Genomic DNA, 21,466 nt, shown 5'->3' with positions numbered 1-21,466 from the left:
AGCCGGGTCGAGCTCGCGTGTAGCAAAGCGACCCTCACCACCACCTGAAAAAATGATGCACCGGGCCAACTCCGTGCCCGACTTCCAGCCGCGCGCTTTGTTCGATCGCGCCGGTCAGATAGAGTTTGGCGTCGGCGGTAGCGGCAGCGAGCGAGTCGCGTTGGGTCAGCAGCGCCGCAATCGATGACGACAACGTGCACCCCGTCCCATGCGTATTCTTCACCGGCACGCGCGGCCCGCCAAGCCGCAGCGCGCCGCTGTCCTCGATCAGCCAGTCGGGGCTATCGGTGGAACTTAGATGGCCGCCCTTCATCAATACCGCCCGCGCGCCCAACGCCCGCAGCGCTTCGCCCTGGCGCACCATCGCGTCCTCGTCTTCGGCTGATGCCACGTCCAATAACGCAGCCGCTTCCGGCAAGTTCGGCGTGACCAACGTCGCGAGCGGCAGCAGTTCATCGCGCAGTGCTGCCACTGCATCCGGCGCAAGCAAAGCGTGATTGCTCTTGGAAATCATCACGGTATCAAGCACCACATGCACCGGCCGATACCGGCGCAACGCCGCCGCTACCGCGCGCACTACATCGGCATTGGCGAGCATGCCGATCTTCACGGCATCGATGCGGATGTCGTCGAAAACGGCGTCAAGCTGAGCGGTGACGAACGACGCGTCGGGCGTATGGATCGCCGTCACGCCGCGCGTGTTCTGCGCGGTGAGGGCGGTGATAACGGACAAACCGTAAGCGCCGAGCGCCGAGAATGCCTTGAGGTCGGCCTGGATGCCCGCGCCGCCACCGGAATCGGAACCGGCGATGGTGAGGACGTTGGGGATCGAATGGGTCATGAGATTTTCAGGAGGATGCCAGCAATCGTTGCGCGGCGAGATGCGGGTCGGCAGCGGTGCAGATCGCAGATACCACCGCGATACCGCCCGGCCCCGCGCGTTTGACATCGGCGGCGTTGTGCAACTGGATGCCGCCGATAGCCACCGTCGGATGAACAGAGCGCGCGCACAGCGCGGCGAGGCCGTCGATGCCACATGCCGCCGACGCGTCCGGCTTGGTCGGTGTATCGAATACCGGCCCTACGCCCACGTAATCGATCATGGCGCCCAGCGTGTTGGCGCGATCGACCTGCATGGCATTCGATACCGATAGCCCGATCAGCGCCTGCGCCCCCAGCAGCTTCCTGGCGACATCGGGTGGCAAGTCGTTCTGGCCGATATGCACGCCATCGGCGCCGGCCGCGAGCGCGACATCCACGTGGTCGTTGATGATGAGCGGCACGCCATACCGGCGCGTGAGCGGCAGCAGATCGAGCGCGAGGTCTAGCCACGCGCGTTTATGCCACTCGGGCGCGCGCAGCTGCACGATCGTGACGCCACCATCGAGCGCCGCCCGGGTCACATCGAGCGCGCGTGCATGGCCGCCGCACTGGACGGGATCGAGGACGAGATACAGCGCGAGATCGAGGTTCATCACGCGGTGGGCACGACATCACGCGACACGAGCGTGGCGGCGAATTCGTTTGCATCAAGCGATGCCAGCCGGTCGAGATACGCAACCGCGAAACTGCCGGGCAATGCAGCGTCGCGCGATGCCAATTCGCCCGCGATGCTCGAATAGGCGATCGCGGCGACCGTTGCGGCCCAACGGTCATCGTTATCGGCAACGCCCACAAACGCCGCGACCGTCGCTGATAACGCACAGCCCACGCCGGTCACGCGTGTCATCAACGGCGATCCATTCGATAACGCGACCGTGCGGCGGCCGTCGGTGACGTAATCGGTCTGACCCGTGACCGCCACTACAGCGCCCGTATTCAGCGCGAGGAGTTGGGCTGCGTCGAGCGCGGCTTCGGCGAAAGCGGTGCTGTCGACGCCGCGTGCGCTAGATTCGCCGCCCGACAAGCTGATGATCTCCGACGCGTTGCCGCGAATCACGGCCGGATGTGCATCGAGCAGATCAAAGGCGAATGCCGTACGAAAACTCAGCGGACCGACCGCCACCGGATCGAGTACCCACGGTTTGTGCGCGCGATTGGCGGCCTCTACCGCGGCGCGGATCGCCTTGCTTTGCGGCAAGTCGAGCGTGCCGAGATTCACCGATACCGCATTGGCCAACGGCACGAATTCACCCACTTCCTCACGGGCGATGACCATGGCGGGTGCGGCGCCCAGCGCGAGCAGCACGTTCGCCGTGAAATTCGTGACAACGAGATTCGTCAGGCAGTGGACAAGCGGCGCGCGTTCGCGCACGCGCACGGCGAACGAATAGAGATCGGCGGCGAGCATGGGCAGGGTGTAAAGAAAATGGTGGTAACAGGATTATCGCGCGCCGGGCGGCTGGGCGCCCGGTGTGATTTCAAGCTTTGATTGGGTCAGGTCAGGCGCAATCCGTACGCACTGACCATTCCGAAGTCGCCGCTCAATGCCGCGACTCGCCGATCAGCGCGACCGAATCGAAGGCCCGCTGATTCGCCTGATGCCGCCGCATGACAAAGTACATCATCAGGCAGACGAAGGTGCCGAACAGCACGATCACGAATTGAATCGGTACGTCGAGCCAGACGAGCACCGCGTACAGGCACAACATCACGAGCACCGAGAGGTTCTCGTTGAAATTCTGCACCGCGATGGAGTGACCCGCCGACAACAGCACGTGGCCGCGATGCTGCAGCAGTGCGTTCATTGGCACCACGAAAAAGCCCGACAGCCCGCCGACGATCATCAGGAAGATATACGCGACGATCAGGTAACCCGGAATGTGCATCCGGCCGAAATAGATGCCCCAGTGCACGGGAAACAGATGCTTCGAATAGAACGCGAGCAGCATCACCGCAACGCCCATCATGATGCCGACCGGCAGCACGGAAAGCGACTTCTTCAGCGGCACGCGGGCGGCCGCGAGAATAGCGCCGACCGCGACGCCAACGGCGATGATCGCCTGCAAAATGGCGGCTTCCGATAACGACATGCCGAGCGAGACTTCCGCCCACTTGAGCACGATGAACTGCAGCGTCGCGCCCGCGCCCCAGAACAGCGTGGTCACGGCGAGCGAGATCTGGCCGAGCTTGTCGTGCCAGAGCGCGTTGAAACAATCGGCGAAATCGGTGATCAGCTTGAGCGGACGATGCTCCTGCTTCGGATAACGCGCGCCGGTGTCGGGAATCCGCAGGTTGAAGATGGCCGCGACAATGTACATGAGCACGATCACGAGCATGGCGGCTTCGGCGGGGGTATCGACCTTCGGAATGTGCAGGGAGAGAATGTGCGAGGCGATGTGCGGACTGATCAGCGCACCGCCCATGACGGTGCCGAGGATGATCGAACCTACCGTCGTGCCCTCGATCCACCCATTCGCCGCGACCAGCCGGTCAGCCGGCAATAGCTCGGTGAGAATGCCGTATTTCGCGGGCGAATACGCAGCGGCGCCGAATCCGACAATGCCGTAGGCGAGCAACGGATGCGCACCGACCAGCATCGTCAGGCAGCCGACGACCTTGATCGAGTTGGTGACGAACATCACGTGGCCCTTCGGTCTCGAGTCTGCAAAGGCACCCACGAAAGCGGCCAGAACAACGTATGACAGCACAAAAAACAGCTTGAGCAGCGGTGTCATCCAGTTCGGAGCGTGAAGATCTTTCAGCAGGGCGATCGCAGCGATCAGAAGGGCGTTGTCGGCCAGCGACGAGAAAAACTGCGCGGCCATGATGGTGTAAAAACCTTTTTTCATCTGATCCGATGCTAGTCCGCACTGCGGGTAATCCGCCCCGTTCGCACACGGCGCGCTCGTCGCTCGCGTCCGGCTTTGCGCTCAGGCTCCCGTTCAGGCAATTTCTGTTCGAAATGGGTTGTGTGCACGGCTTTATAACACGAAAATAGGCGCATTCTGACTAGCAGTAACCTGCATGACAATTCGCGGACGTTCAGGCCGGAACGTCACCGGTCTGCAAGGTAGCGATAAGGTATTGATTCGGGTACTGATTCAGCAATTGGCCTGGCTATCGGTACTTTTCGAATTTATCATCATGTGCACGGGCTATTGCCAAGTGGCCATCAGATGCAATGATCGATCGCTGGCTGATCAACGCCAGGCGGCCGGTATCGCTTCCGAGAGATCATGAATCGATCCCAATGAATAGGGCACGATCGGCCGCCTCCGTGCCGGGGTAGTCACGCAGCGTTCCGGCAACCGTCGAGCTGCACCCCGTTCTTGCATAATCACCTGTTTTTTCCAACCGACCTCCCATGCCGCGCCCGATATCCGCCACGATCCACACCGCCGCACTTGCCAGCAATCTCGCCGTCGCACGCCGTCATGCGCCGAAATCCAAGATATGGGCCGTGGTCAAGGCTAATGCATATGGCCACGGTGTAGCGCGAGCGTTCCCCGGATTGCGCGCAACGGACGGCTTTGGCCTTCTCGACCTTGAAGAAGCGGTCAAGTTGCGTGAGCTGGGCTGGGCTGGCCCCATCCTGCTGCTGGAAGGTTTTTTCCGACCGACGGATATCGACGTGATCGATCGCTACAGCCTGACCACAGCAGTGCATGGCGATGAACAGTTGCGAATGCTGGAAATGGCGCGACTGTCGAAGCCGGTCAATATCCAGTTGAAAATGAACACCGGCATGAACCGGCTAGGTTACACGCCGGAGCGTTTCCGGGCAGCGTGGGAACGCGCGCGGGCAGTACAGGGTGTCGGCCAGATCACGCTGATGACCCATTTCTCCGACGCCGACGGTCCGCGCGGCATCGGTCATCAACTCGAAGCGTTCGAACGCGGTGCTGAAGGTATCGCTGGCGCGCGCAGCCTCGCCAACTCCGCGGCCACGCTGTGGCATGCGGCGTCGCATTTCGACTGGGTGCGGCCCGGCATCATTTTGTACGGCGCTTCGCCGTCGGGCAAAACGGCCGATATCGCCACGACCGGATTGCGGCCCGCCATGACGCTTGCGTCCGAGCTGATCGCGGTGCAGACGGTGCCGGCGGGTCAGTCGGTCGGCTATGGGTCGGTGTTCTCGGCTACAGGTCCTATGCGGATCGGCGTAGTGGCGTGCGGTTATGCGGACGGTTATCCTCGAGTGGCGCCTGAAGGCACGCCGGTTATCGTCGATGGCGTGCCGACGCGGATTGTCGGCCGTGTCTCCATGGACATGCTGACGGTCGACCTGACCCCGGTTCCGACGGCGGGAGTTGGTACGCCGGTGGAGTTGTGGGGCGAGAAGCTGCTGATCGATGACGTGGCGGCTGCGTGCGGCACGATCGGTTATGAGTTGATGTGCGCGGTCTCGCCGCGCGTGCCGATGCGGGCGGAATAGAGCGTTCGCTGGCTTGTTTGGGTAGGTAACGACGCAATAACGACGGAATTCAGGAAGGCGAGTGGCGAAAGTAGCGAAGGTCAAGACACTGTACGTATGTACCGATTGCGGCGGCCAGGCGCCGAAATGGCAAGGTCAATGTCCCGCATGCGGAGCGTGGAACACGCTGGTCGAGTCGGTGGCGGAATCGCCGTCGGCGCATCGCTTTCAATCACTCGCGAAGACCTCTCCGGTGCAGCGTTTGTCGGAGATCGAAGCGTCGGACGTGCCGCGCTTTACCACGGGTATCGGCGAATTTGACCGGGTGCTGGGCGGCGGCCTGGTGGCCGGCGGCGTGGTGCTGATCGGCGGTGACCCAGGCATCGGAAAATCCACGTTGCTGCTGCAATCGCTGGCGGAGATCGCCCGTGAGCGGCCAGCGCTTTATATCAGCGGCGAAGAGTCCGGCGCGCAGATCGCGTTGCGCGCGCAGCGGCTCGGCCTGCTAGGCGATTCCGGCAAGGCAGCGCCTGATTTGCGCTTGCTGGCGGAAATCCAGCTTGAACGAATTCAGGCGACGATCGATAAAGAACGGCCGGAAGTTGCGGTCATCGATTCAATCCAGACCGTTTATTCCGAAGCGCTGACTTCAGCGCCGGGATCGGTCGCCCAGGTACGCGAATGCGCGGCGCAACTCACGCGGATCGCGAAGCAGACGGGCACGGCCATCATCATGGTCGGGCACGTGACGAAGGAAGGCAACCTCGCCGGGCCGCGCGTGCTTGAACACATCGTGGACACGGTGCTGTACTTCGAAGGCGACACCCATTCATCGTTCCGGCTCGTGCGTGCGTTCAAGAACCGTTTCGGCGCGGTGAACGAACTTGGCGTATTCGCGATGACCGAGCGCGGCTTGCGTGGCGTGGCGAATCCATCGGCGCTGTTTTTATCGCAGCATGAGCAGAGCGTGCCTGGTTCGTGTGTGTTGGTGACGCAGGAAGGTTCGCGGCCGTTATTGGTGGAAGTGCAGGCGCTTGTCGATACCGCGCATGTCCCGAATCCACGCCGTCTCGCCTTGGGGCTGGAGCAGAACCGGCTTGCATTGCTGCTGGCCGTGTTGCATCGGCACGCGGGCATTGCGTGCTTCGATCAGGATGTATTCCTGAACGCGGTGGGCGGCGTGAAGATCACGGAACCCGCGGCCGATCTGGCGGTATTGCTCGCGATCCATTCGTCGATGCGTAACAAGGCGTTGCCCAAGGGTCTGATCGTGTTCGGCGAAGTCGGGCTGGCGGGTGAAATCAGACCGTCGCCGCGCGGTCAGGACCGTCTGAAGGAAGCCGCGAAACTGGGCTTTTCGATCGCGCTGATTCCGAAGGCGAATGCGCCGAAGCAACCTATCGACGGGCTGGAAGTGATTGCGGTCGATCGGATTGAAGAGGCGATAGACCGGGTGCGGTCGCTGGCCTGAAGCAACTCGGCAGCGCGCTGGGGTCGCGTTGCGAGGCGTCGTCGATCGGTCCCTTAGTAATGTCGTGTAAAAAACCGCGAGATTCGTGTAACCCAAGCGGGGCGTGCTTTTTCTATCCTTGTATCGCGACAAACCCGGATACGAGCGGAAAAGGAAAAAGGACTACGCCTTGAAACACGCAGATCAAACTTTGTCTCGCCCAACATTCCATCTGCGCGGCTGCCGTGTGTCCGCGCCCATCCAGCAGCCATGGGGCGGCGGTTGCCGGATTGTCGAGTGGATCGACGCTGAAGGGCAGATATCGCGTCGCGTAGTAGCCGAAGACGTGACCGAAGATGAGGTGGTGGCGACCATTCGGCGCCACGTGAAGGGCCGCAAGCACGTACTGGTCGACGACGAAGGAATGCCGCGGCAAACCCTGCCGAGGCGTTAAGCCAGGGCGGATCAGCCGATCTGCTCCAGTTCCTCGTGCGCTTCCAGCCATTGCGCTTCGAGCGCTTCCAACCGGCCGTTCACATCGGCCTGACGGCGAATCGATTCCGTGAGCTGCGCCTTCATGGCGGGCTCGTAACTGGCTGCATCGGCCACGAAAATATCAAGCTGCGCTTTCTCGGCATTCAGCTTGTCCATCTCCTTCTCGATCTTCGAAATCCGCGATTGCAGCGGCTTTTTCAAATGCGAGAGTTTCTGCCGCTCTTGTGCCTCCAGGCGACGCTGCTCCTTGCGGTTCTGCCCTGATTCCAGCGAATCGTCCGATGTACCATTGCTGGCCATTTCCTTGGCCGCTGCTCGCTGTTCGGCCGCGTGCTGCAACAGCCAGTCGCGATAATCGTCAAGATCGCCATCGAACGGCTGCAGCCGGTGCTTCGCCACGAGCATGAAGTTATCCGTGGTGGCACGTAGCAAATGGCGGTCGTGCGACACCAGGATCAATGTGCCTTCGAACTGCGCGAGCGCCATGGTCAGCGCGTGACGCGTTTCGAGATCCAGATGGTTCGTCGGTTCGTCGAGCAGCAGCAAATTGGGTTTTTGCCAGATGATCAGCGCAAGCGCGAGCCGCGCCTTTTCTCCCCCGGAAAACGGTGCGATCTTCGCGGTCGCCATTTCGCCGGAAAAATTGAAGCCGCCGAGGAAATCGCGTAATTCCTGTTCGCGTGTGTCGGGCGCGAGCCGGGCGACATGCTCTAGCGCCGAGTCCTGGGGACGCAGCGTTTCGAGTTGATGTTGCGCAAAATAACCGATCCGCAAGCCCTTGCCCTCGCGCACCGTGCCGCTCAACGCTTCCAGCGTGCCCGCCAGCGTCTTGATGAGCGTCGATTTCCCCTGACCGTTCGCACCCAGCAAGCCGATTCGCTGACCGTTCTGGATGGACAGCGTGACGCCTTCCACGATCGGTACTTCACCGGCGTCCGTGTGATAACCACAGCGCACGGACTCCATCACCATCATCGGGTTCGGCGCGGCATCTGGCGTGCGGAACTCGAACGTGAAAGGCGAAGAAGCATGCGCCGGCGCGATGATTTCCATGCGCTCCAGCGCCTTCACGCGGCTTTGCGCCTGCTTCGCTTTGGTCGCCTGCGCCTTGAAACGGTTGATGAAGCTTTGCAGATGCTCCACCGTCTTTTGCTGCTTCACATACGCGCTTTGCTGCAACGCCATTTGTTGCGCGCGCAGGATTTCGAACTGGCTGTAGTTGCCGCCGTAACGCTTGATTTGCCGGTTTTCCAGATGCAGCGTGACGTTGCAGACGGAATCGAGGAATTCTCGATCGTGCGAAATCACGATCAGCGTTCCCGGATAGCGATGCAGCCAGTCTTCCAGCCAGATGATGGCATCGAGATCCAGGTGGTTCGTGGGTTCGTCCAGCAGCAGCAAGTCCGAGCGGCACATCAGCGCCTGCGCGAGGTTCAGGCGCATGCGCCAGCCGCCGGAGAAGCTCGTGACCGGGTCTTTTGTTTGCGCGAGCGTGAACCCCAGGCCGATCAGCAGGGTTTCGGCGCGGGCGGGCGCGGTGTAACCGTCTGCGTCGGCGAAAGCGGCGTGCGCGTCGGCTTCGGCTGCCCCATCGTGAGCCGCCGATGCCGCCGCAATCCGCGCTTCGATGCGCCGTAATTGCGTGTCGCCGTCAAGCGTGTAGTCGAGCGCGGTGCGGTCCACGGCCGGCGTTTCCTGCGCGACGTGGGCGATTTGCCACGACGGCGGCATCGAGAAATCGCCGCCGTCCGCGTGCAGATCGCCGCGTAGCACGGAGAAGAGCGTCGACTTGCCCGCGCCGTTAGCGCCGATGAGCCCCGCCTTTTCGCCAGGATTGAGCGCGAACGTGGTCTGTTCGAAGAGCGGTTTGGTGCCTCGGGCAAGGCTGAACTGGTTAAAGCGAATCACGGCGTGGAGACCCAGACAAGTACGGGAAAACGCTATTTTAGACTGGCGCGGGTAGTCGCCGCCGGCTCATTGACGTTGGTGCGTGAGGTCGGCGCGCCGTTAGCCGTTCGGTCGGGTGTTTTTTGACCTGCGTTTCGCTTAGACTGGATTTTTTCAAGCGGAGCATCGAATGAACCCTATCTACTCGTTTTCGGCGGAAACCCTCGGCGGTGAAACCGTCAGCATGGACAGTTATCAGGGCAAGGTGCTGTTGATCGTGAACACCGCGAGCGAGTGCGGATTCACGCCGCAATACAAGGGTTTGCAGGAGCTGTACGAACGTTACGCGGATCGCGGGTTTGCGGTGCTGGGCTTTCCGTGCAACCAGTTCGGCAAGCAGGAACCAGGCGATGCGGCTCAAATTGGCAGCTTTTGCGAGCAGAACTACGGGGTCACGTTCCCCCTGTTTGCGAAGATCGACGTGAACGGGGCGAACGCGCATCCGCTGTTTCGCTACCTGACCGAGGAAGCGCCGGGCGTGCTGGGGACCGAAGGCATCAAGTGGAACTTCACGAAGTTCCTGGTCGACAAGGAAGGCAACGTGATCACCCGGTTTGGCTCGGTGACGAAACCGGATGCGCTTTCCGGCGATATCGAAAAACTGCTCTGACGGCAGTTTTGACAGGGCGACGTCCGGCTGGACGTCGCCCTGTCAAAGAATGGGTGAAAACAGGCGCGCGACGTGCATTGTCATGCGGCGCCACGCGGGGGCGCCGAGATAATCGTCGCGGCTGATTTCCCATGATTGCGCGAAGTCGTCGAGCAGCATTTTTTCGACTTCGCTTGCAAAGCGCCGGTCCACGGTCAGGACCATGATCTCGAAGTTGAGACGAAACGAGCGGTTGTCGAGATTCGCGCTGCCAATGGCGGCGGACATATCGTCCACCAGCACCACTTTCTGATGCAGGAAACCCGGGCGATATCGAAAGATTTTCACGCCTGCCAGCAGCGCATCGTAGGCATAGAGTTTGGACGCGGCAAATACCACGCGATGATCTCGGCGACTCGGAATCAGGATGCGTACGTCCACGCCGCGCAAAACCGCGAGCCGCAGCGCGGAAAGCACGGCTTCGTCGGGGATGAGGTACGGCGTCGTGATCCAGATACGCGAACGCGCCGCGTTGATTGCCTCGACGAAAAACAGCGAGCACGTTTCCTGATGGTCGGCGGGGCCGCTCGCGAGGATGAGGCAGCTCATGTCATCCGCCGATGTCTTCGACTCCGCCACTTCTGGAATGCGCTGTGTTGCCCAGTACCAGTCTTCTATGAACACAAACTGGATGCTGGCGACCGCCGGCCCGCGCACTTCAATGTGGGTATCGCGCCAGGGTGACAAACGTGGATTCGCACCGAGATATTCCACGCCTACGTTGTGACCGCCGACAAACGCGCATTCACCGTCAACGACCACGATCTTGCGATGATTACGAAAGTTGATCTGGAAGCGGTTAACGAACTTGCGCTTGGTCGCGAACGGATGCGTCTGCACGCCGCCCGCGCGCAGCGTGTTCACATAGCGTTTCGGCAAATCGAAGCTGCCGATGCTGTCGTAGAGAAAATAAACCCGTACGCCTTGCTGCGCTTTTTGGATCAGCAGGTCTTTCAGCTTGCGGCCAAGGTCGTCGTCGCGGACGATGAAAAACTGCACGATCACATAGACCTTCGCCGCGTCGATGGCTTTGAAGATGGCGTCGAACGTGGCGTCGCCGTTGATCAGCACGCGCACGGAATTGCCGCGCAGGAACGGCATGCCGCTCAAACGCGTCAGCGCGCGTATGGTCGGATGGCCGAGATACTCTGCAGGATCGCCGTCCGCCGCGCCGCGCAGACGCGCGGCTTCATCGGGGAAATTCCATTCCGTCGGGTGCGCGCTCTTGCGCAGGATCTCGTTTTCCAGCCGACGCGCGTCAATGTACCCGGCGAACTTGCTGCGCCCGAGAAAGAGATACGGGATCAGCGTGAAGTAGGGCATGGCGACAAGCGACACGGCCCACGCGACCGCGCCTTGCGAGGTGCGCGTGTTGAGCACCGCGTGGCACGCTGCGGCGGCGCCCAGTAAATGGGCGATGATCACAAACGTGCCGAGATGAAGCCAGTCCTGCCACTCGAAGTGCATGTACGCGGTGCCTGGAAGTCGGGGGTTGTGCCGTCAGCCCGGCAAGTCGGCTGCCTGGATGAGAAACACGTTGTCGTCGCCGGCGCTGGTTGAGAGCCAGACAATGTCGAGGCCACCGAGCGTCGCTTCCACGTTGGCCCGTTCGTTGCCGATTTCGACCACGAGCACGCCGTCTTCGGTCAGCCACTTGCGCGCTTCGCCTACGATCCGCTTCACGATATCCATGCCGTCCGCGCCGCCCGCGAGTGCGAGTTCCGGCTCGTGGCGATATTCAGCGGGCAGTGTCTGCATGGCCAGCGCGTTGACGTACGGCGGATTCGTGATGATGACTTCGTAGCGGCCAACGGGTAGCGGTCCGAACAGATCGCCCTCATACAACGCGACGCGCGAATCCAGGTCGTAGTCGTCCACGTTCCGGTGCGCCACTTCCAGCGCGGGTGCGGAGATATCGACGGCGTCGATGTCCGCATTCTGGAACGCCTGCGCCGCGAGAATCGCGAGGCAGCCGGAGCCCGTGCAGAGTTCCAGCACGCGCGACACTTCGTCAGGGTCCTGCACATAGGGCTGCAAGCCATCCTGCAACAACTCGCCAATGAACGAACGCGGCACTATCACGCGCTCATCCACGTAGAAACGGTGCCCGTGCATCCACGCTTCGTGCGTGATGTACGCCGCCGGCACGCGATCCGTCGCGCGGCGCTCGATCACTTTCATGATGGCGTCGATTTCGGTGTCGAGCAGGCGCGCGTCGAGGAACGGGTCGAGCGTGTCGAGCGGCAAGTGCAGGGTATGCAGCACGAGGTACGCGGCTTCATCGAATGCATTCGATGAACCGTGGCCAAACGACAAGTCTGCCTCGGTAAAACGCGACACGGCAAAACGCAGCAGATCGCGAACGGTGGTGAAGGGAAGCGCCATCGCAGGCTCCTTATAAGAGTGAGTCGGATCAGGCAAGCAGGGTTTCAAGCACGCGCCTATACACATTTTTCAACGGTTCGATAAACGCGACTTCAACGTGCTCGTCGATCTTGTGAATGCTGCCGTTCGGCGGTCCGAATTCGACCACCTGTTCGCAGATGCGAGCAATAAATCGGCCATCCGAGGTGCCGCCCGTGGTGGACAGTTCGGTGCGCACGCCGGTTTCATCGAGGATGGCTTGCTCCAGTGCGTTCGACAACGTGCCGCGCGGCGTGAGGAACGGCAGGCCGCTGACGCTCCACGCGAGATCGTAGTCCAGCGCGTGCTTATCGAGGATCGCGTGAACGCGGCTTTGCAGGCCTTCCACCGTGCTTGCCGTGGAGAAGCGGAAATTGAACATCAACTCGATGTGACCCGGGATCACGTTCGTCGCGCCCGTGCCGCTATGCAGGTTGGACACCTGCCACGTGGTCGGCGGGAAATATTCGTTGCCGTCGTCCCAATGCGTCGAGACCAGTTCGGCCAGCGCCGGTGCGAGCAAGTGAATTGGATTCTTCGCGAGATGCGGATAAGCAATATGACCTTGCACGCCTTTGACGATTAGCTTGCCGGACATGGAACCGCGTCGGCCATTCTTGACCATATCGCCGAGCGTGGCGCTGGAGGTGGGTTCTCCCACAATGCAGTAGTCCAGCCGCTCGCCGCGTGCTTTCAACACTTCGATTACTTTGACGGTGCCGTCGGTGGCGGGGCCTTCTTCGTCGCTGGTGATCAGGAACGCCAAAGAGCCGCGATGTGCCGGGTGCGCCGCGACGAACTCTTCGCTCGACACAACGAACGCGGCTATCGATGTTTTCATGTCCGCCGCGCCGCGACCGTACAGCTTGCCGTCGCGATGGGTCGGCACGAACGGCGGCGACGTCCATTGTTCCAGCGGACCGGTCGGCACGACGTCGGTATGGCCGGCGAACGCGAGCAACTTGCCGTCGGTGCCGTCGGTGCCACGTTTCACGGCCCAGAGATTCGTGACGCCGCCCGACGCGATCGTTTCGCACTCAAAGCCGAGTGCCGATAACCGCTCGATCAGCAGATTCTGGCAGTGCTGGTCGTCGGGCGTGACGGACGCGCGCGCGATGAGTTGTTCCGAGAGGAGAAGGGTGCCGGACATGGATTCGAGCCACTTTCAATAAAAAAGCCGGCGCGGCGGCCGGCAGGGATCAAGATTCGCGCGCCTTTATCGAAGGGGCGCGCGATGCTGCGCTTAAAAGCTTAGAGCTCAATCTTTAAACGAACAGCGTTTCGTACTTGTCGGCATCGAAACCGAGCGATTTCACACGGCCGTTCACCACGAGCACGGGCCGTTTGATGATCGACGGCTTGTGGATCATCAACGCGATCGCGCCGGCCGTGGAGCCGGCTTCGTCCTTGTAGGTATCCGACAGGCCGCGCCAGGTGGTGCCGCGCCGGTTGATCAGTTCGTCGAGCGTGACGTCCTTCAACCAGTCCTGCAACAAGAACGTCGATACCCCGGCTTTCTTGAAGTCATAGAACTCGAACGGCACGTCATGTTCTTCCAGCCACACGCGCGCTTTTCTCACGGTGTCGCAATTCGGAATCCCATACACGACGATCTTTTTCGCGGCCATGGATCAATCGCCTCGCAGCAACTCGTTCAGGCCGACTTTGGCACGCGTTTTCGCGTCCACCTTCTTCACGATCACCGCGCAGTACAGGCTGTGCGAACCGTCTTTCGAAGGCAGGTTGCCCGCGACCACGACCGAGCCCGCCGGAATGCGGCCATACGTGACCGAACCCGTTTCGCGGTCGTAAATCTTGGTGCTCTGGCCGAGATACACGCCCATGGAGATGACCGAGTTCTCTTCCACGATCACGCCTTCCACCACTTCCGAACGCGCACCGATAAAGCAGTTGTCTTCGATGATCACCGGGTTCGCCTGCAGCGGTTCCAGCACGCCACCGATGCCCACGCCGCCCGACAAATGCACGTTCTTGCCGATCTGCGCGCACGAACCGACGGTGGCCCAGGTATCGACCATCGTGCCTTCATCCACATACGCGCCGATGTTCGTATACGACGGCATCAACACGACGTTTTTAGCGATAAACGAACCACGGCGCGCGATAGCCGGCGGCACGACGCGAAAGCCGCCCGCAGCGAAATCTTCAGCCGTGTAGTTGGCGAACTTCGACGGCACTTTGTCGTAGAACTGGCTGTATCCGCCAGCCGGCATGGGCGCGTTGTCTTCCAGGCGGAACGACAGCAATACCGCTTTCTTCAGCCATTGATTGACCACCCATTCGCCGTTCTGCTTTTCGGCAACGCGGGCCAGGCCTTTGTCGAGTTGCTCGATGGCGTGAGCGACGGCGTCGCGCACTTCGGCGGGGGCCGATTTCGGCGATAGCTCGGCGCGGTTGTCCCAGGCGGTATCGATGATCTGCTGAAGTTGTTGCGACATGGTCGTGAACTTAAGTGAGTACTGTGATTAAGGAGAGATTTACCGGGTCGGTCAACGCTGCTTCAGCGTGCCGCAAAATTCGACGATACGCCGTGCACCTTCCACACATTCATCGACATCGGCGACCAGCGCAATGCGAATGAAGCCGCTGCCGGGATTCGTGCCGTGGGCGTCGCGCGCCAGGTATGAGCCCGGCAAAACCGTCACATTATAGTCGGCGTAAAGGCGTGCGGCGAACTCGGTGTCGGACAGGCGGGTGCGCGCCACGTTCGCCCACAGATAGAACGCGGCGTCGGGCAGACGGACGTCGAGCACCTCGGCGAGCATGGGGGTGACGGTCGTGAATTTCTTGAGGTACAGCGCGCGGTTGTCGCGCACGTGCGCCTCGTCTTTCCACGCAACGACGCTCGCTGCCTGGAACATGGGCGAGAGCGCTGCGCCATGATAGGTGCGGTAGAGCAGGAATTGCTTGAGTATCGACGGATCCCCGGCGACAAAACCCGAGCGCATGCCGGGCACGTTCGAGCGCTTCGACAAGCTCGACAGCATCACCAGCCGTTCGAAACCCCGACCCAGCTTGTGCGCGGCTTCCAGGCCGCCCAGCGGAGGCGTGGCTTCGTTGAAATAGATCTCGGAATAGCATTCATCGGAGGCGATCACGAAGCCGTGCCGGTCCGATAGCGCGAACAACTCGCGCCAGTCGTCGAGCGTCAGCACGGCGCCGGTCGGGTTGCCGGGGGAGCAGACGAAGAGCAATTGGGTACGTGCCCAGACGGCGTCGGGGACGGCTGCGTAATCGCAGGCGAAGTTGCGCGCCGGATTGCTGTTCACGAAGTACGGCTCGGCGCCGGCCAGCAAGGCTGCGCCTTCGTAGATCTGATAGAACGGATTCGGGCACACGACAACGGGCGGTTCAACGGTGCTGCGGCTGTCGATCACGGTTTGCGCCAGCGAGAACAAGGCTTCGCGGGAACCGGAAACGGGCAGGACTTCCGTGGCTGCATTGACCGCGGGCAGGTCGTACCGCTGCTTCGTCCAGTCAGCAATGGCCTGACGCAACGGCTCGCTGCCGGCGGTGGCGGGATACGACGCGAGGCCGGACATCGCATTCACGACTGCCTCGCGGATCAGCGCCGGCGTTGCATGTTTCGGCTCGCCGATACCAAAGCTGATCGGCGCCAGATCCGCGCGCGGCGTGACGCCCTTGAATAGCGCGCGCAGCTTTTCGAATGGATACGGCTGAAGTTTCTGGAGAAGTGGATTCACGGCGAAGTCGGTGCAAATGATGAAACGACAAGGCTCGGATTATAGCCCCCTCGTGCCTCCTGGTTGGGTTTGCTGGCGCTTTGAGGCGGTCCTGCCGCCGGCCGGAAGGCCGGTTTGCGCCATGCGCAGCCATTGGACCGCCGCTGCCGCCGGCTAGCTGAAACAGACTAGCATTGACCCTTGCAGAACCCCGGCCCGCCCACCGTTGCGAGCAAGAAACCCTCTGTCAGCAAACCAAAAGAATTCAAGACGGGCGATGGTATGATTGTCACCGTTCGCCGGGTTGCGTGCTCGCGGTTGCTTGTAGTTATATACATAAGCCGTCGGGCAATGGCACCACGGGTTGCGCTCCGTCGCTTCGATTCGACAGGGTTCGACCCACCGCCCGAGCGTTTTCGACCGGCGTTAGTCGTTATCTCCTGCCGCACAAGCATCACGGCTCGGAGGCCCGCCGGCCCGTTCTCCCGAATTCTTTTCAATCAGCGATATCGCCGTGCGTCTGACCTCGATAAAACTCGCTGGCTTCAAGTCCTTCGTCGATCCCACCCATTTCCAGGTCCCAGGCCAGCTTGTCGGCGTGGTGGGCCCGAATGGCTGCGGCAAGTCCAACATCATCGACGCCGTGCGCTGGGTGCTCGGCGAATCGCGCGCGTCCGAGCTGCGCGGCGAGTCGATGCAGGACGTGATCTTCAACGGCTCCACCGCGCGCAAGCCTGGCAGCCGGGCCAGCGTCGAACTCATCTTCGATAACGCCGACGGCCGCGCCGCCGGCCAGTGGGGCACCTACGCCGAAATCGCCGTCAAGCGCGTCCTCACGCGCGACGGCACCTCGAGCTACTACATCAACAACCTGCCAGCCCGGCGTCGCGATATCCAGGACATCTTCCTGGGTACGGGCCTCGGACCGCGTGCTTACGCGATCATCGGGCAGGGCATGATTGCCCGGATCATCGAAGCCAAGCCCGAAGAGCTGCGCGTGTTCCTGGAAGAAGCCGCAGGCGTGTCCAAGTACAAGGAACGCCGCCGCGAGACCGAAAACCGCCTGCACGATACGCGCGAAAACCTGACCCGCGTGGAAGACATCGTGCGCGAGTTGAGCGCGAATCTGGAAAAGCTCGAAGCCCAGGCGATCGTCGCGACGAAATACAAGACGCTGCAGGCCGACGGCGAAGAAAAGCAACGGCTCCTGTGGTTGTTGCGCAAGAACGAAGCGGGCAACGAGTCGGAGCGTCAGCAGCGCGCCATCAGCGACGCGCAGATCGAACTCGAAGCACAAACCGCCAAGCTGCGTGAAGTAGAAGCGCAACTGGAAACGTTGCGGGTGGCGCACTACAGCGCGAGCGACGCCATGCAGGGCGCCCAGGGCTCGCTGTACGAAGCGAACTCGGAAGTGGCCAAGCTTGAGGCGGAGATCCGCTTTATCGTGGAATCGCGCAACCGGGTGCAGGCGCAGATCGCGGCTTTGAGCGCTCAGCGCGAACAATGGCAGATGCAAGCCGAGAAAGCCCGTGGCGAGATCACGGATGCCGAAGAAGCGTTGGCTATCGGCGAAGAAAAGGCGGCGATCGCGCAGGAAACGGCTGCCGCGAAACACGACGAACTGCCGGCGCTCGAAGCGCGCTTCCGCGACGCCCAGGCCGAGTTGAACGCAGAGCGCGGCGGTATCGCGCAGACTGAACAAGCGTTGAAGCTCGAGGCCGCGCATCAGCGCAATGCCGATCAGCAACTGCAGCAGTTGCAGCAGCGTCACGAACGCCTGAAAAGCGAAGCGGGCGGCCTGGACGCGCCCGACGAAGCGCAGCTCGAAGAGTTGCGCATGCAACTGGCCGAGCACGAAGAAATTCTCGCTGAGGCCCAAGCCCGCCTCTCCGACGCGCAGGACACGCTGCCGCGTCTGGATGGCGAGCGTCGCGCGGCACAAGAGAAAGTGCAGGCCGAAAGCGCGCAGATTCACCAGCTCGAAGCGCGGCTCGCGGCATTGAAGCAGTTGCAGGAAAGCGTCCAGACCGAAGGCAAGATCCAGCCGTGGCTCGACAAACACGAGCTCGGTTCGTTGCCGCGTCTTTGGAAAAAGCTGCACGTTGAAGCGGGTTGGGAAACGGCGCTGGAGTCGGTTCTGCGTGAGCGGATTGCGGCGCTGGAAGTATCGAATCTCGACTGGGTGAAGGCGTTTGCAACCGATGCACCGCCCGCCAAGCTCGCGTTCTATGCACCGCCCAACGCCGGCCGTCCGCAGGAAACGCCCGCCGGCTTGCGGCCGCTGCTGGCGCTGATCCGTATTGACGACGCCGGTCTGCGCGCCGTACTGACCGACTGGCTGGGCAACGTTTTTGTCGCCGATGACATCGCTCAGGCTCTGGCCTCGCGTTCGCAATTGCCGGACGGCGCTGCGTTCGTGGTGAAGGCCGGGCATGTGGTGACGCGCGTCGGCGTACAGCTTTACGCCGCCGATTCCGAGCAGGCCGGCATGCTCGCCCGCCAGCAGGAAATCGAAAACCTGACGAAGCAAGTACGCGCGCAAGCCCTGCTCGCCGATGAAGCCAAAGCCGCCGCTGTACGAGCGGAAGCGGCGCATACGCAGGCATCGGCGAGTCTGGGCGATGCCCGTTCCTCCGCCGAACGCGCGACCCAACGCGTACACGCGTTGCAAATGGACGTGTTGAAGCTCGCGCAGGCGCACGAACGCTACATGCAGCGCAGCACGCAGATCCGCGAGGAACTGTCGGAAATTACCGCGCAAATCGATGAACAGCGTGCGTTGCGTGCTGAATCGGAAGCGAATTTCGAGCGCCACGACGGCGAACTCGCCGAGTTGCAGGCGCGTTTCGAAGATCATCAGTTGGCGTTCGAAGCACTCGACGAAGCGTTGACCAACGCACGCCAGGAAGCGCGGGACCTCGAACGCGCGGCCACCGACGCCAGCTTCGCGGCGCGTGGGCTCGCCGCCAAGATCGAGGAATACCGGCGCAACATTGAAACGGCCAAGGATCAGAGCGAACGCGTGGCCGGTGCACTGGAAGACGCCCGCGCCGAACTCGAAACGATCAACGAGCAAACGGCGCACACCGGCTTGCAGGACGCGCTCGAACTGCGCGCGGCCAGGGAAGCGGCGTTGCAATCGGCCCGTATCGAACTCGACGATCTCACCGCGCGACTGCGTCAGGCCGACGAATTGCGGCTTATCGCGGAACGTTCGCTGCAGCCGTTGCGCGACAAGATCAACGAATTGCAGTTGAAGGAACAGGCGGCACGCATCAGCGGCGAGCAGTTCGTCGAGCAACTGGCGGCGGCGGGTGTCGATGAAGCCGAGTTGCAGGCCAAGCTCACACCGGATCTGAAACCTTCGTATCTGCAAGGCGAAGTCACGCGGCTGAACAACGCGATCGCGGCCCTTGGCGCCGTGAACATGGCCGCGCTCGATGAACTCGCCGCGGCCAGTGAGCGCAAGGATTTCCTCGACGCGCAATCGGCGGATTTGAACGACGCCATCGGCACGCTGGAAGACGCGATCCACAAGATCGACCAGGAAACGCGGTCGTTGCTGCAAGGCACGTTCGACGAAGTGAACCGTCATTTCGGCGAGCTTTTTCCGCGTCTTTTCGGCGGTGGCCAGGCGAAACTCGTGATGACCGGCGACGAAATCCTCGATGCCGGCGTGCAGGTGCTCGCGCAGCCGCCGGGCAAGAAGAATTCGACCATTCACTTGCTGTCGGGCGGCGAAAAGGCACTCACCGCCACGGCGCTCGTGTTTGCGATGTTCCAGTTGAATCCGGCGCCGTTCTGTCTGCTGGACGAAGTGGATGCGCCACTCGACGACGCCAACACGGAGCGCTTTGCGAACCTTGTGCGGGCGATGTCGGAGAAGACCCAATTCCTCTTCATCTCGCACAACAAGATTGCAATGGAAATGGCGCAACAACTGATCGGCGTGACGATGCAGGAACAGGGCGTCTCGCGGATTGTTGCCGTGGATATGGAATCCGCGGCGGGTTTCGCCCAAAATGCTTGAACGTTTGACCGGGCTTTTTTAGAACGGGCATCAAGATAGTAGGGAGAACCGGCCCCGGAGGCCGGTTCTGGCGCGCAGGCGCGGAGTGACCCACGCGGTATCGGATGAAAATCCAATACCGCGCGGGGCGCAGATCGCACAGCGTAAGCTCAACAAGCGCTCAAATGAGCGCCGGATGCCTTCAATAGCGCCGCCAAGCGCGCCGAGAGCGCAACCAGAAAGTAGGACGGAGAGTGCATGGACGAGTTGACACTCGGGTTGATTGGAGCGGGAGCCGTGGTGGTAGGCGGCGTGGTGGTGTACAACGCGTGGCAGGGCGCCAAAGTGCGCCGCAAGATGCCGCGCCCGATGCCTGACGAAGCAGCGGAGTCGCTCGCGCGCAACGACGCCGACGAGGAGCAGCCGTTCATCGAACCTACACGCCCGGTGCGGCGTGAACCCGCCATGGGCGAGGGCGATGGCGAGGCGGCGGACACGCGGGTCGAGCCGAGTTTCGGCGGTGCGCCGCTTTCCACTGTAGCGCCGGCCGATACCGCAGTCGATATCCAGGCTGAATCGACCTCGGTGAATGGCGATTTCCAGGAGACGAATTCGTCCCCCATCCTTGACGACGATGACGAACCCGTTTTGCCCGGCGCGACCACCATTTCATCGGCGCCGCCGGCTATCGTGGATCGGCGGATCGATTGCGTGGTGCCCATCCGTTTGCTTGCCCCCATCGCGGGCGAAAAGCTGATTCCGAGCGCGCAGAAGCTACGTCGCGCGGGCGCGAAGCCCGTGCATATTGAAGGCAAGCCGGAGGGCGGCACGACCTGGGAATTGCTCAAGAACGGCGCGCGTTACGAAGAGTTGCGCGCAGCGGCACAGTTGGCCAATCGCGGTGGCCCGCTGAACGAACTGGAGTTCTCGGAGTTCGTGACGGGGGTGCAGCGTTTTGCCGACACTATCGACGGTTCCCCCGAATTCCCCGACATGCTGGAAACGGTCGGCATGGCGCGCGAACTCGACGCGTTCGCGGCTCAATGCGACGCGCAATTGTCGATCAACATTCTCTCCGACGGCGCGCCGTGGTCCGCCAACTACGTGCAGGCGGTGGCCTCGCAGGATGGTTTGCTGCTGTCGCGCGACGGTACGCGTTTCGTCAAGCTCGATGCCCGCCAGAACCCGGTGTTCATGCTGCTCTTCGGCGATACCAACTTCCTGCGCGACGACCTGACCTATAAGGGCGGCCAGATGATCACGCTGGTGCTGGACGTACCGGTGGCCGACGAAGACATCCTGCCGTTCCGCCTGATGTGCGATTACGCGAAGTCGCTCTCCGAGCGCATCGGCGCGCGCGTGGTGGACGACCAGCGCCGGCCGTTGCCGGAGTCGTCGCTGCTGGCTATTGAAAAGCAGTTGATGACGTTGTACGCGAAGCTCGAACAGGCTGGCATTCCGGCAGGTTCCCCCGCCACGCGGCGATTGTTCAGCCAATAAAATCTTACGGCGA

At 61.9% G+C, this 21,466-nt stretch carries 17 protein-coding genes; 6 read left to right on the top strand and 11 right to left on the bottom strand.

The window, feature by feature from the left end:
• Positions 1–34: 34 nt before the first annotated feature.
• The 4 genes from thiD to lplT all read right to left on the bottom strand — a co-directional run bounded on the left by thiD (position 35) and on the right by lplT (position 3,731).
• Positions 35–841 (bottom strand): bifunctional hydroxymethylpyrimidine kinase/phosphomethylpyrimidine kinase, encoded by an 807-nt coding sequence (gene thiD / locus HB376_RS08760; protein ID WP_213763140.1) that lies wholly within the window; start codon positions 839–841, stop codon positions 35–37.
• Between the two features lie 7 nt (positions 842–848).
• On the bottom strand, positions 849–1,475 hold the full coding sequence (thiE, locus tag HB376_RS08755) for a thiamine phosphate synthase (RefSeq protein WP_213763138.1): 627 nt from the start codon (positions 1,473–1,475) through the stop codon (positions 849–851).
• A complete protein-coding gene (gene thiM, locus HB376_RS08750; RefSeq protein ID WP_213763137.1) occupies positions 1,475–2,290 on the bottom strand; it encodes a hydroxyethylthiazole kinase in 816 nt (271 codons plus the stop codon). Before thiM ends, thiE begins: the two co-directional genes overlap by 1 nt.
• A gap of 133 nt (positions 2,291–2,423) precedes the next feature.
• On the bottom strand, positions 2,424–3,731 hold the full coding sequence (gene lplT, locus HB376_RS08745) for a lysophospholipid transporter LplT (RefSeq protein WP_213763135.1): 1,308 nt from the start codon (positions 3,729–3,731) through the stop codon (positions 2,424–2,426).
• 515 nt (positions 3,732–4,246) lie between these two features.
• Between lplT and alr the strand changes: the two genes are divergently transcribed.
• The 3 genes from alr to HB376_RS08730 all read left to right on the top strand — a co-directional run bounded on the left by alr (position 4,247) and on the right by HB376_RS08730 (position 7,200).
• A complete protein-coding gene (gene alr, locus HB376_RS08740) occupies positions 4,247–5,317 on the top strand; it encodes an alanine racemase (protein ID WP_213763134.1) in 1,071 nt (356 codons plus the stop codon).
• Positions 5,318–5,378: 61 nt separating this feature from the next.
• Entirely contained in the window at positions 5,379–6,767 is a 1,389-nt protein-coding gene (radA, locus tag HB376_RS08735; RefSeq protein WP_213763132.1) for a DNA repair protein RadA, read from the top strand.
• A 169-nt stretch (positions 6,768–6,936) separates the two neighbouring features.
• Positions 6,937–7,200 (top strand): DUF2866 domain-containing protein, encoded by a 264-nt coding sequence (locus HB376_RS08730; RefSeq protein WP_213763131.1) that lies wholly within the window; start codon positions 6,937–6,939, stop codon positions 7,198–7,200.
• 11 nt (positions 7,201–7,211) lie between these two features.
• Here the strand turns inward: HB376_RS08730 and HB376_RS08725 are convergent, their stop codons facing one another.
• Complete coding sequence (locus HB376_RS08725; protein WP_213763130.1) at positions 7,212–9,149, bottom strand: ATP-binding cassette domain-containing protein; 1,938 nt, start codon at positions 9,147–9,149, stop codon at positions 7,212–7,214.
• Between the two features lie 169 nt (positions 9,150–9,318).
• On the opposite strand from HB376_RS08725, the gene HB376_RS08720 reads away from it, so the two are divergent.
• Positions 9,319–9,798: a glutathione peroxidase gene (locus tag HB376_RS08720; RefSeq protein WP_213763128.1), complete on the top strand. Its 480-nt coding sequence runs from the start codon at positions 9,319–9,321 to the stop codon at positions 9,796–9,798.
• 42 nt (positions 9,799–9,840) lie between these two features.
• On the opposite strand, the gene cls is transcribed toward HB376_RS08720, so the two are convergent.
• From cls to dapC, 6 genes are all read right to left on the bottom strand, one after another.
• Complete coding sequence (gene cls / locus HB376_RS08715) at positions 9,841–11,304, bottom strand: cardiolipin synthase (RefSeq protein WP_213763127.1); 1,464 nt, start codon at positions 11,302–11,304, stop codon at positions 9,841–9,843.
• A gap of 33 nt (positions 11,305–11,337) precedes the next feature.
• Positions 11,338–12,222, bottom strand: a complete 885-nt coding sequence (prmB, locus tag HB376_RS08710) for a 50S ribosomal protein L3 N(5)-glutamine methyltransferase (RefSeq protein WP_213763125.1) — start codon at positions 12,220–12,222, stop codon at positions 11,338–11,340.
• 28 nt (positions 12,223–12,250) lie between these two features.
• Positions 12,251–13,390 (bottom strand): succinyl-diaminopimelate desuccinylase, encoded by a 1,140-nt coding sequence (dapE, locus tag HB376_RS08705; RefSeq protein WP_213763123.1) that lies wholly within the window; start codon positions 13,388–13,390, stop codon positions 12,251–12,253.
• A 115-nt stretch (positions 13,391–13,505) separates the two neighbouring features.
• Positions 13,506–13,868 carry an ArsC family reductase gene (locus HB376_RS08700; RefSeq protein WP_158936758.1) on the bottom strand — a complete coding sequence of 121 codons (363 nt, stop codon included), beginning with the start codon at positions 13,866–13,868 and terminating at the stop codon, positions 13,506–13,508.
• 3 nt (positions 13,869–13,871) lie between these two features.
• The gene (gene dapD, locus HB376_RS08695) at positions 13,872–14,699 is read right to left on the bottom strand and encodes a 2,3,4,5-tetrahydropyridine-2,6-dicarboxylate N-succinyltransferase (protein ID WP_213763121.1); all 828 of its coding nucleotides are present in this window, start codon (positions 14,697–14,699) and stop codon (positions 13,872–13,874) included.
• A gap of 51 nt (positions 14,700–14,750) precedes the next feature.
• Positions 14,751–15,965, bottom strand: coding sequence for a succinyldiaminopimelate transaminase (gene dapC, locus HB376_RS08690; RefSeq protein WP_213763120.1), 1,215 nt, complete (start codon positions 15,963–15,965; stop codon positions 14,751–14,753).
• 493 nt (positions 15,966–16,458) lie between these two features.
• Here dapC and smc point away from each other — a divergent pair, with 493 nt between their 5' ends.
• Both smc and HB376_RS08680 read left to right on the top strand, forming a co-directional pair.
• Entirely contained in the window at positions 16,459–19,974 is a 3,516-nt protein-coding gene (smc, locus tag HB376_RS08685; RefSeq protein WP_213763118.1) for a chromosome segregation protein SMC, read from the top strand.
• Between the two features lie 237 nt (positions 19,975–20,211).
• Positions 20,212–21,453: a cell division protein ZipA C-terminal FtsZ-binding domain-containing protein gene (locus HB376_RS08680; protein ID WP_213763116.1), complete on the top strand. Its 1,242-nt coding sequence runs from the start codon at positions 20,212–20,214 to the stop codon at positions 21,451–21,453.
• The last annotated feature ends 13 nt before the right edge of the window (positions 21,454–21,466 follow it).

It is taken from the genome of Caballeronia sp. dw_19 (assembly GCF_018449515.1).
Lineage (GTDB): Bacteria > Pseudomonadota > Gammaproteobacteria > Burkholderiales > Burkholderiaceae > Caballeronia.
Note: the sequence above shows the minus strand (reverse complement) of the source record. Positions and strands in the feature narration are given on the sequence as shown.

Bases quoted from the DNA above. Each gene is read 5' to 3' on its own strand.
- thiD (WP_213763140.1), bottom strand. From the start codon at position 841: ATGACCCATTCGATCCCCAACGTCCTCACCATCGCCGGTTCCGATTCC.
- lplT (WP_213763135.1), bottom strand. From the start codon at position 3,731: ATGAAAAAAGGTTTTTACACCATCATGGCCGCGCAGTTTTTCTCGTCG.
- dapE (WP_213763123.1), bottom strand. From the start codon at position 13,390: ATGTCCGGCACCCTTCTCCTCTCGGAACAACTCATCGCGCGCGCGTCC.
- HB376_RS08700 (WP_158936758.1), bottom strand. From the start codon at position 13,868: ATGGCCGCGAAAAAGATCGTCGTGTATGGGATTCCGAATTGCGACACC.
- HB376_RS08680 (WP_213763116.1), top strand. From the start codon at position 20,212: ATGGACGAGTTGACACTCGGGTTGATTGGAGCGGGAGCCGTGGTGGTA.
- thiM (WP_213763137.1), bottom strand. From the start codon at position 2,290: ATGCTCGCCGCCGATCTCTATTCGTTCGCCGTGCGCGTGCGCGAACGC.
- prmB (WP_213763125.1), bottom strand. From the start codon at position 12,222: ATGGCGCTTCCCTTCACCACCGTTCGCGATCTGCTGCGTTTTGCCGTG.
- dapD (WP_213763121.1), bottom strand. From the start codon at position 14,699: ATGTCGCAACAACTTCAGCAGATCATCGATACCGCCTGGGACAACCGC.
- alr (WP_213763134.1), top strand. From the start codon at position 4,247: ATGCCGCGCCCGATATCCGCCACGATCCACACCGCCGCACTTGCCAGC.
- cls (WP_213763127.1), bottom strand. From the start codon at position 11,304: ATGCACTTCGAGTGGCAGGACTGGCTTCATCTCGGCACGTTTGTGATC.
- HB376_RS08720 (WP_213763128.1), top strand. From the start codon at position 9,319: ATGAACCCTATCTACTCGTTTTCGGCGGAAACCCTCGGCGGTGAAACC.
- thiE (WP_213763138.1), bottom strand. From the start codon at position 1,475: ATGAACCTCGATCTCGCGCTGTATCTCGTCCTCGATCCCGTCCAGTGC.